At 68.1% G+C, this 10,223-nt stretch carries 12 protein-coding genes; 4 read left to right on the plus strand and 8 right to left on the minus strand.

The annotated features are described in order from the left end of the window. Positions 1 to 91: 91 nt before the first annotated feature. Together C7H75_RS03625 and C7H75_RS03630 are read right to left on the minus strand one after the other, a co-directional pair. Entirely contained in the window at positions 92 to 823 is a 732-nt protein-coding gene (locus C7H75_RS03625) for an acetoacetate decarboxylase family protein (RefSeq protein ID WP_005515600.1), read from the minus strand. Next, positions 820 to 1,680 (minus strand): SDR family oxidoreductase, encoded by an 861-nt coding sequence (locus tag C7H75_RS03630; protein WP_106850945.1) that lies wholly within the window; start codon positions 1,678 to 1,680, stop codon positions 820 to 822. The genes C7H75_RS03625 and C7H75_RS03630 overlap by 4 nt, the downstream gene beginning before the upstream one ends. Before the next feature lie 120 nt (positions 1,681 to 1,800). On the opposite strand from C7H75_RS03630, the gene C7H75_RS03635 reads away from it, so the two are divergent. Continuing rightward, a complete protein-coding gene (locus tag C7H75_RS03635) occupies positions 1,801 to 2,997 on the plus strand; it encodes a cytochrome P450 (protein WP_005515597.1) in 1,197 nt (398 codons plus the stop codon). 4 nt (positions 2,998 to 3,001) lie between these two features. Here C7H75_RS03635 and C7H75_RS03640 read toward each other — a convergent pair whose 3' ends face one another. The 6 genes from C7H75_RS03640 to C7H75_RS03665 form a co-directional block, all read right to left on the minus strand. Further along, a complete protein-coding gene (locus C7H75_RS03640; RefSeq protein ID WP_106850946.1) occupies positions 3,002 to 3,601 on the minus strand; it encodes a hypothetical protein in 600 nt (199 codons plus the stop codon). Between the two features lie 64 nt (positions 3,602 to 3,665). Continuing rightward, entirely contained in the window at positions 3,666 to 4,208 is a 543-nt protein-coding gene (locus tag C7H75_RS03645) for a hypothetical protein (RefSeq protein WP_005515595.1), read from the minus strand. A gap of 310 nt (positions 4,209 to 4,518) precedes the next feature. Continuing rightward, positions 4,519 to 5,640, minus strand: coding sequence for an HNH endonuclease signature motif containing protein (locus tag C7H75_RS03650; protein ID WP_233281853.1), 1,122 nt, complete (start codon positions 5,638 to 5,640; stop codon positions 4,519 to 4,521). 40 nt (positions 5,641 to 5,680) lie between these two features. Next, complete coding sequence (locus C7H75_RS03655; protein WP_005515594.1) at positions 5,681 to 6,109, minus strand: cupin domain-containing protein; 429 nt, start codon at positions 6,107 to 6,109, stop codon at positions 5,681 to 5,683. Positions 6,110 to 6,202: 93 nt separating this feature from the next. Beyond that, positions 6,203 to 7,078 (minus strand): aldo/keto reductase, encoded by an 876-nt coding sequence (locus C7H75_RS03660; RefSeq protein WP_013414854.1) that lies wholly within the window; start codon positions 7,076 to 7,078, stop codon positions 6,203 to 6,205. 40 nt (positions 7,079 to 7,118) lie between these two features. Then, positions 7,119 to 7,625 carry a nuclear transport factor 2 family protein gene (locus C7H75_RS03665; RefSeq protein WP_201791803.1) on the minus strand — a complete coding sequence of 169 codons (507 nt, stop codon included), beginning with the start codon at positions 7,623 to 7,625 and terminating at the stop codon, positions 7,119 to 7,121. 116 nt (positions 7,626 to 7,741) lie between these two features. Here C7H75_RS03665 and C7H75_RS03670 point away from each other — a divergent pair, with 116 nt between their 5' ends. The 3 genes from C7H75_RS03670 (at position 7,742) to C7H75_RS03680 (ending at position 10,168) form a co-directional block, all read left to right on the plus strand. Next, positions 7,742 to 8,551, plus strand: a complete 810-nt coding sequence (locus tag C7H75_RS03670; protein ID WP_081205102.1) for an SDR family NAD(P)-dependent oxidoreductase — start codon at positions 7,742 to 7,744, stop codon at positions 8,549 to 8,551. 68 nt (positions 8,552 to 8,619) lie between these two features. Further along, positions 8,620 to 9,483, plus strand: a complete 864-nt coding sequence (locus C7H75_RS03675) for an HAD family hydrolase (RefSeq protein ID WP_106850948.1) — start codon at positions 8,620 to 8,622, stop codon at positions 9,481 to 9,483. Positions 9,484 to 9,523: 40 nt separating this feature from the next. After that, complete coding sequence (locus C7H75_RS03680; RefSeq protein WP_005515586.1) at positions 9,524 to 10,168, plus strand: ScbR family autoregulator-binding transcription factor; 645 nt, start codon at positions 9,524 to 9,526, stop codon at positions 10,166 to 10,168. Positions 10,169 to 10,223: the final 55 nt, after the last annotated feature.

Below are 10,223 nucleotides of genomic sequence, written 5' to 3' on the forward strand. Positions count from 1 at the left end.
GGAGAATCGAACTTGAGCAAGCGTCCAAGTCTCCAGCACACACCAAGCGGTCTGGATTCGCAAGGCCCGGCGCGCCGCGCGGTTCGGGGGATCAGACGGCCGACGCGTCCCCGAAAGTCATCCGCAGGTCCGGGATCGTGGTGGTCGCCAGGGCGCGGCGGGGCAGCCCCAACGATCGCAGTTCGTCGGCGATCGGGTGGTCCCCGAGGGTCAATTCGGCTCCCCCCAATCGCGTCCGGACTCCGCGCGGGTTCATGTCCCACGAGGTGCGCCGGGTGACGCCGTCGAGGTGGGAGTAGGCGTCGAGCGAGGTGTTGGTCCCGCGTCCGGGCATCGGGATGCCCTGCTTGACGGTGAGTTCCGCGATGAGGCGCCCGTCCTGGCTGACTCTGCCGCGGCGGACGTCGCTGACGTGGTCGGCCTCGAAGTCCGCCATAATCTTCGGGAAGCCCCAGATGCCGCGGCCGGCGGCGAGGGTGAACTCCCCGTCGACCGGGAGCTGGTGGATGAGGGCGCCGGCCTTGCCGCGCGCCAGGGAACGCAGATCCCGTCGCACGTGGTTGAAGCCGCGCTGCTCGTGATCGCGCACCATGAACGTGACGCCGAATTCGTTGTAGGGACCCAGGTCGCCGTCGATGTAGTCGACGAACACCAGCCCGCACAATCCGCGCCCGCCGCGCCACTGCAGGATCTCGAGGCCCGTATGGTCGACGAGTCGCTGCGCGGCCTTCGTGGGGACCGAGTACATCGCCATGAACGCCGACGCCGTCCGGATCTCGACCGGCATGTCGACCTGCTTGCCGAGCACCTGATGTGAGCTCACTGCGACACCACTCCTCGTAGTCCGTCGGCGCCGTAGACCTGTTCGAGCATCGACGTGAAGTCGGGTCCGCGCCGGAGCATCTGGCCGCCGTCGACGTTGATGACCTGTCCGGTGATCCAGGTGGACTGCGGGCCGAGCAGGAACAGTGCGAGCGCAGCGATGTCCTCGACCTCGCCGACCCGGGCGAGGGGAGTGCACGCCAGATAGTCGTCGAGGATCGGGCCGCCATCGGTGATCATCGCGACCAGGTCGGTGCGGGTGAGGCCGGGACGGATGCCGTTGACGCGGACGTTGCTGGCCCCCAACTCGTCGGCGGCCAGTTGCACCAGGTGGTCGACGCCCGATTTGGACACCCCGTAGGCGCCGAACCAGCGGTGGGTGTTGCTGGACGCGATCGACGAGATCGCGACGATCGCTCCACCGCCGCCCGCGACGAGCGCGCGGGCGCCGTGCTTGATCGTCAGCATCGTGCCGGTGACGTTGAGTTCGACGGTTCGGCGCCACGCGTCGGCGTCGAGTTGCGTGATGGGGGCGATGGTCTCGTTGCCGCCCGCACAGGCGACGACGCCGTCGAGGCGTCCGCTGGTCTCGATCGCGCGCGCGACGGCACCCTCGACGTCGCTCTCGACGGTGACGTCGCCCGCGACCGTGGAGACCGACCCCCCGGATGCGAACGCGCCGGTCGCCGCGATCTTCTCGGCTGCTGTCGTCAGCTTGTCGGCGCTGCGTCCGCAGATCGTCACGTGCGCGCCGGCCGCGACGAGATCCTGCGCGATCCCGAACCCGATGCCGCTTCCGCCGCCTGTGACCAGGACCGATCTGCCGGTGAATGCGCCGGCGTCCGCCTCCGAACCCATCACGTCTCCCCTCGTGTGACCGATACCCCGCCGATCGTAGGAACAAGTTCTACTATCGGGGCAGGTTTGGGTGATTGTCGAGGCTTTCCGGTCCATCCGTTCGGATGAAGGAGCACGCGCATGACGATCGTGGACGACACCGATCTGCTCGACGGCCGCTTCTATGCGGGCACCGAAGGCGACCCGCGCGCGGCGTACGCGTGGATGCGAAGCAATCAACCGGTGTTCCGGGATCGGAACGGGGTGGCGGCCGCGGCGTCGTACGCCGCGCTGATCGCCGCGGAGCGCGACCCGGCGCTGTTCTCCAACGCGGGTGGGATCCGCCCGGAGACCGGTCCGCTGCCACAGATGATCGACATGGACGATCCCGCGCACCTGCAACGCCGGCGCCTCGTCAACACGGGCTTCACCCGCAAGAAGGTGGAGGCGAAGATCGGGCGGATCCGCGAGATCTGCGACCAACTGATCGACGCGGTGTGCGAGAAGGGGGAGTGCGACTTCGTCGCCGATCTGGCCGCACCGCTGCCGATGGCGGTGATCGGCGACATGCTCGGCGTCCGGCCCGAGGAACGCGACGTGTTCCTGCGGTGGTCGGACGACCTGGTGAAGGCGCTGGGCAGCAACGCGACCGAGGAACAGCTGAAGGCCATGATGGACGCGTACGTCGCCTTCAACGAGTACACCTTCCGCACCATCGCCGAGCGGCGCGAGGAACCCGCCGACGATCTCATCAGCATCCTCGTGCACGCCGAGATCGACGGGCAGCGGCTCGACGACCAGGAGATCGTCAACGAATCGCTGCTGATCCTCATCGGCGGCGACGAGACCACCCGGCACGTCCTCAGCGGTGGCATGGAACAGCTCATGCTGCACGAGGATCAGCGCGACCGTCTGGTAGCCGACCCGTCCGGCGTCCCGCTCGCGGTGGAGGAGATGCTGCGATGGGTGTCGCCGATCAAGAACATGGCCCGCACCGTCACCCGCGACACCACATTCTTCGACACCGACCTGCGCGAGGGCGAGAAGATGCTGCTGCTGTTCGAGTCCGCCAACTTCGACGAGACGGTGTTCGACGCCCCGGATCGCTTCGACACTCGGCGGTCGCCGAACCCGCACGTGGCCTTCGGTTTCGGCACCCACTTCTGCCTCGGCAACCAGCTCGCGCGGCTGGAGGGCGCCATGATGTTCGAGCGCCTCCTCGCGCGACTGCCCGACATGGCGCTCGCGACGTCCGAGCCCCTGCCGCGGCGGCCCGCGAACTTCGTGTCGGGTCTCGAGGAGATGCCGGTGAAATTCACGGCGGCGGCGCGGCGCTGACCGCTCAGCCCGGTTCGCCGTTGAAACGCGCTGCCATCGCCGGGGACAGAGTGATCTGGTGCTCGATCCGCTCGGTGACCGGCAGCGCGTGGATCGCGGTGATCGCGTCCCACTTGAACGCACCGCACTCGCCCGTGGGCAGCCACGGCGGGCGCATGCCGAGTCCTTTCTCATCGACCAGCCAGACGATTGGCGGTGTCGGCTGACCCGTTAGACAGGTCAGCTCGTCCGGCGGTGGTTCGGAGGGCAAGCGATAGCCGGCGAGTACCGCGGTCATGTCGCCCTCACGGTGCTCCTCGACCCATGTCACCGCGTGGTCGACGACCTCGGCATCCGCCCCGTTGTTCCAGGCGCCCTCGCACGTGACAACCCTGACGGGCTCGAAGCCGTCCGGGATCGGCATCGGGTCGGGCACGGACGGGCGGGCCTGCGGCAGATCGGAGAAGCCGAGCAGATTGCCCGCCAGGCAGGTCGGTTCGACCAAGCCCGCGATGTCCGCCCTCGGCGTGGTCGCGGCAGTGCTGACGTCGGTGCTGCCCGACGAACCGCAACCCGCGGCCACGCCGACGGCCAATACCCCCACACAGATTCTCGAAGCCCCCATAGCGGGCACCCTACGTACCGGACGGGACGCGCGTGGGCGAACCGCCGTCCTCAGGTAGTGGTCGTCAGGCGGTAGGGGCGAGCCGCATCGCCGGCAGCGGCGGCAGGTTCTCCGGGTCGAGGCGAAACTGTTCGTCGATGCCCTTGCGGGACTTCGAGGCCGACTCGGCGATCGCCTCGTGCAGCGCAGTCCCGTCGAGTCCGCGGGCGCGGTAGCGGGCGGTGATCTGTTCCCACGTCATGTTGGGGTCGGTGATCTCGAGACCCAGTGCGGTGATCCGGTCGGACATGACGACTCGGGTGTAGGTCCGCAGCGCATTGCGCATCTCGAACAGGACGCGTGAGCGCACCTCGGCCGGGACCCCGATCGCCCTCTGAGTGTCGTTGGCACGAGCGATCTCTCGTTCGCCGTAAAGGTAGACGATGCGGGCGTCGCGGGAGTCCAGGGTGCCGGGGAGGTAGAAGGGGACCCCCGGGATCTCGACGGCCGCGGATCCGGAATTCGGTGCGCCCGGAGCCGTCATGACCTCTGCGACTGCGGTGCCCGGCAGCAGCAGGGCGAGGGTGCTCAGTATCGCGGCAGCGGCCGCGCGGCCGAACGTCTTCACGTGGTCCTCCCGAAACGACCGACTGTTCGGTCGCAGTCGGCGAGTTGTCGGGAAGACTACCGGGCGGACCTTCGACATCGATTGCCCGTTCCCTGGATGGATGTTTCTTAGTTTCAGAACGGCGGGGCGCCGTCGTAGTCGATGGTCCCAACCGGACAGGATGTGCGCGGGGCGGGCCGTCGACGATGGCGTGCGGGGATCAGGCTGTCGAGTAGATAGTCGAGGTCGCCTTCGGCTGTCGAGTAGTTGAGGCGCGCGAGGGTACGGGCATCGGTGAGTCGAGCCGTGAGCCGGTCGTCGAGTCCGGCCGTCAGGTCAGGTCCGGCTGCATCTCCGGATCGGCGAACGGTCCGCGCGGATGCGTGATCGTGGCCCGGCCGGTGGGATCGAGCCATTCGAGACGACCTTCACCGATCTGACGGACGGACCAATAGCCGAGCGTCTCGAGTCGGTGATGGGTCCGACACAGGCAGGCAAGATTCGATTCGGTGGTGAGCCCGCCCCGCTCGGGGTGATCGTGGTCGAACGGAATCGTGTGGTCGAGGTCGCAGGTGGCGGCCGCCGCGGCGCAGTTCGGGAATCGGCACACACCATCTCTCGTGCGGACGATCTCGGACAGTCGGCCGCTCGGCCGATAGGTTCTTTCCTGCAATCGCTTTCGCGTTCTCGCCGTGACCGTCGGCGGAGAGTGCTTCGGCGCCGGAAGGGGTGGGCCGCTGCCGAGCACCGGTCCGCTGAGTGAGCCCTCGGCCAGTCCGGCCAGTCCGGCCCGATCGGCTGCGGACAGCATGAGGATCCGCTTCCACGTTGCATCCGCGGCGAGTTCGCGGGCGAGGTCGGCGTCTATGGCCCCGTATCCGGACAGGTAGCCGGGCGCGTCGTCGAACCCGAGGAGGGTCGATGCATTCACTCCGACGAGCAGCTGGACCTTCATGCCCGCGCCCTTGGTGACGGTGCCGGGTTCGGCCGTGCAGTCGGGGCGGCCGCAGCGACATGCGAGGTGGGTGTGGCCGGCGGCTAGGGCGACGAGTGCATCCGCGCGGCGTTGAGCCTGCGTGCGTGGATCGTGTGCGCAGACGTCGAATGCCATCGCGCGGAGTCGCATCGCGAGGATGCGGCCGCCTTCGGCGGGCAGTAGACCGTCGAGATGCGACATCGCGTTGTCACCGGCGATTACTCTGACCAGATCGATCATGCGTCGTGCCGCGGATTCGGTGAGCCCGAGGATGCCGGCGACCTCGACGTGCGCGAACTCGCCGTGACGCGCCTCGTTCCGTCCCGCTCGCGCATCCTCCTCGCAGCGGATTACGAACAGGGTCGTCACCCAATCGATCTCGCGGAACTGCTCGCGGGCGATTCGGGCGTGCTGCTCGGCGAGTGCGGCGGACGCATCCGCGTCCACCGTCTCTCCCGCCGCCACGGAGTCGAACATAGTTTCGATAGTAGCGGAGCCCTCTGACAGACTCGGGTGACTACGCGCAGCCCGGCGCGGGTGCGTCCTCCGACATCGGCTTGCCCGTCGGAAGCACGTAGAGCACGTGCAGGACCATCGGGGCCGGACCGAGGTTGCGGCCCATGTGGACGTAGCCGTGTCCACTCGGTTCGACGATGGTGCCGCCGACGTTGTAGATGCCGTCGGTGGTGCAGTCGGACTTGTAGTGCGTCAGCGTGCCTTCCGTGACGATGCCGTACAACATGCCGTCGTGGAAGTGCCAGCCGGTGGTGCCGCCCGGTGCGATCGTGACCTTCCGGAGGATGTAGTCCTGGTCGCCGACGGTGGCCTGCGCGATGATCTCGCCGGTGACGCCCTCGCTCGGGGTGGCTGCGGCGACCCCCGGGGCCAGGCCGAGGGCCACCGCGGCGGAGACGGCGGCGAGGGCGAAGCGGTGGCGAGCGCGCATGTCTGGTCCTTCCCCGAACCGGTCTAGGTGCGGGACCATCGTGCGGGAAGTGGGCGGCAGCCGCGGCGTTTTCGCGAATCTTCCGCGATCGGCCTAGCTCGGCGCTCCCAGGTTCATCTCGTCCGGGTGGAACCCGACGCGCACGCCGTCGTCGAGGGTCGCGATGTCGGTCAGGTCCTGTTCGGTCAGTTCGAAATCGAACACGTCGATGTTCTGCGCGATGCGATTGTCGTGCACGGACTTCGGAATCACGATGAGGTCGTTCTGCAGGTGCCATCGGATGAGAACCTGCGCGGGGGACTTGCCGTGCGCGTCGCCGATACGGGTGATGACCGGGTCGTCGAGCAGCGTGTTGGGCTTGGACGCGTCCCCCCATCCGGAGTTGCTGGTGCCGCCGAGGGGACTCCACGACTCGACCGCGATTCCGTGGAGGGCGGCGAAGTCGCGAATGGCGTGCTGGGGGAGATGCGGGTGCAGTTCCACCTGGTCGACGGCCGGGAGCAGGCCACCACGGTCGACCAGTTCCTGGAGGTGGTGCGGTTCGAAATTGCACACCCCCACCGCCTTGGCCCGCCCGGATTCGGCGATCTTCTCCATCGCGTCCCATGTGCGCAGACGAGTGTCCTGGTCCTGCAGCGGCCAGTGCACCAGGTAGAGGTCGACGTAGTCGAGCCCGAGGCGCGACAGGCTCGTGTCGAACGCGGCCAGCGTGGGTTCGTAGCCCTGGTCGGAGTTCCACAGCTTGGTGGTGACGAAGACCTCGTCGCGGGGCACGGCCGACTTCGCGATGCCGCGGCCGACGCCCTCCTCGTTGCCGTATGCCGCGGCGGTGTCGATGTGCCGGTAGCCGGCGTCGTCGAGCGCGAAACGGACAGCGTGCTCGGTCTCGTCGTTGGTGGCCTGCCATACGCCCAGGCCGAGTTGGGGGATGACTGTTCCGGAATTCAGGGTGATCTCGGGAGTGGTCATGGATCCAGGCTAGGAGCGTTCGAGGTCCGCTGCAGGGAAGTCAGGCGCCCTTCGCCGGCGGCTGTGCCCACTTGTGCGCGAGGAACTCGAAACTCGGGACATCGTCGAGCGAGATCATCGACTCGTAGATCCGCTCGTACGACGTGCGCGTGATCCGCCAGCGGCCGTCGTCGTCGCGGCGATAGCCGTCCCGGTAGTAGCCCGCGCCGCGGATCAGGCACCGATGCTCCGGGATGATCACGGTGTCCTCGAACGCCCACGACCCTTCCGCCGTGGATCCCACGACCGTGATCTCGGGGTGATGGGCGAAGTGCACCGAGGTGACCGCAGGGGTGAGCGCCTTCCGCATGAAGCCCACCAGGGCGTCGCGGCTCTCGAACACCAGCGGCCTGCTCAAGGCGTGCGTTCCGTACTCGGCGACGACGTCGTCGGCGAGTGCGTCGGCGAAGTCGTCCCAGCGTTTGAGGTCGAGCGTGCGGAAGTACCGGTACTTGAGCTGCCGGATGTCCTCGAGCGCATCGAGTTCTTCGGGGGAACGGACCGTCATCCGCGGAGCATCACACAGCGGCGCGGCGCTGTGGATCGATTCCACGGAATTCGTTTGCACACCGTACATCCCGGTCGCCGGGAGTCGGAACCCGTTGAGAACGACGGACTGTCACCATGTGCTCACTGTCGGAGTGGACGGAGGACGCGATGGACCTCGGTGTGGAACAGTTCGGGCTGGGCGGTCGCACTGCCCTGGTGACCGGTGCCGGCCGGGGCGTCGGGGCCGGTATCGCGCGCGTCCTGGCCGCAGCGGGAGCGTCGGTGGCGGTCAACGATCTCCATGCCGATCGCGCCGAGTCGGTGGCCGAGACGATCACGGAGGCCGGTGGACAGGCGGTGGCCTGCCCGTTCGATGTCACGAACGTCGACGCCACCGCCGACGCGCTCGCCCGGACGACTGAGCAGGTCGGCGACATCGACATCCTCGTCCACAACGCCGGCGTCCCCGACGGCGGCGGCCGGCCGAACAAGTTCGTCGACATGCCACCCGCCGACTGGCAACTGCAGATCGACCTCAACCTGGCGGCGACGATGCGCATCGTGCAGGCGGTGCTGCCCCGCCAGATCGAGAACGGGTGGGGCCGCATCGTCCAGATCTCCTCGGGAGCGTCGTCCCGCGGACTGCCGATCGGCGTCGGGGCGTACGGCGCCGCGAAGGCGGGCTCGGAGGCGCTGATCCGACACCTCGGCGTGGAATGCGGACCGCACGGCGTCACTGCCAACGCGTTGGCGCTGGGGTTGATGGAGGGGCTGGGGCGCGCCGACGATCCCGCCGTGCAGAAGATGATCCGCGGGATTCCGATCGGCCGACTGGGTACCGGTGCCGACGTCGGTGCGGCGATCCTGTGGCTGTGCAGCGAGGCCGGGGGTCTGGTGAACGCTCAGGTGATCCACCTCAACGGCGGCACCGTGTTCGGGCGTTGAGGGGTCACGGACACGACTGGCCACCAGGCCACAGCCGCGCCGCATCGCCCGCCTGGGATCATCGACACGTGACGGGAATCAGACTGGTGGCCTCCGATCTCGACGGCACCCTGCTGCGGTCCGACCGGATGGTGTCGCCGCGCACGGCGCGGGCGATGGCTGCGGCGCGAGATGCAGGCATCGAGGTGGTGTGGGCGACGGCGCGGGCCCGTCACTCGGTGGACGCCCTGGCCCGGTCGTGCGGTTTCCGCGGCGAGGCGATCTGCGCCAACGGAGCGGTCACCCTGGACCTCGCGGACGGCACGCCCGAGATCACCGGCACCGTCTCGATCGAGGTCGCCGAGGCGCTCGCCGCCATGGACCGCGTCCGCACGCTCGTACCCGGCGTGGTGTTCGCCAACGTCGGGCCGACGACGTTCGTGGCCGAACCCGAGTACGCGGCCCTGTGCGACTACGCCGACCACCACCGGACACTCGACGAGATGATTCTCGAGGAGCAACTGCCGCGAGTGGGGGAGCCGATGGTCAAGATCGTCGCCCGGCATCCGGAGGTGCCCAGCCGCGAGCTGTACCGACTCGCAGTCGAGGCAGGGGTGGACGGTGTCGAACTGACGCACTCGGGTGCCCCGTACGTCGAGATGGCGGCGACCGGGGTGTCGAAGGCCAGTGCGCTCGCGCGACTGTGTGCGGCGAGAGGCATCGCGGTCGGCGAGGTGGCGGTCATCGGTGACGCCGTCAACGACATCCCGATGCTGACGTGGGCCGGTACCGCGCTGTGTCCCGCGAACGCGATACCCGAGGTGCGAGCCCTCGCCGGCCGGGTGCTGCCCTCCAACGACGACGACGGTGTCGCGCACTACCTCGAAGAATTGGCAGGTCGAGAGGAGCTCGTCGAAAATAACTCTGGTCGGATTCCCCTCCGTCGGCAATGATGCTTTGCGTCGGAACACGTCAGACGAAGGGTGCGGCTTGATGCTCAGGCAGGAACGGGCGGTGATCACGCGGCAGCAGATCGTCAACGGTGCGGCGGAGATGTTCGACCGCGTCGGATACGAGCGGGCCAGCCTCGCCGAGATCGTCGAGTTGTCCGGTATCACGAAGGGCGCGCTGTACTTCCACTTCAAGTCGAAGGACGACCTCGCGAGTGTGGTCATCGACGAGCAGCACGCGATCTCGATGAAGGCCGTCGAGGCGATCACCTCCTCGGGTGAGCCTGGACTCGACCAGTTGGTGATGCTCTGCTACGAGATGGGCCGGCAGATGCTCGAGGACACGATCGTGCGGGCCGGGATCCGGCTCACCCTCGAGATGAGCGCCGAAGGCGGGCCACAGAGGCCGTACGAGGACTGGGTCGATGCCTGTGAGCTGGTGGCGCGCGCCGGGATCGAGGAGGGCGACATCGTCGACACGGTCGTCCCGGAGGAGCTGGGCCGCTTCATCGTCGGTGCCTTCACCGGCGTGCAGATGGTCTCCAACGTGCTCACGGGACGGGAGGATCTGTACGAGCGCATCGACCAGATGTTGTCGTTCCTCCTGCCCGGCATCATGGCGCCGCGACGCCGGCACAAGGCCGCGCGCATCCGCGAGGCGCGCTGGATCCCGCAGACCGAGGACTGAACCACCCGATGTACGCCGAGGGCCGGCCCGAAAGATTCCGGGCCGGCCCTCGGGT

Source organism: Rhodococcus (subgen. Prescottella) equi, assembly GCF_003013675.1.
Classification (GTDB): Bacteria; Actinomycetota; Actinomycetes; order Mycobacteriales; family Mycobacteriaceae; genus Prescottella; species Prescottella equi.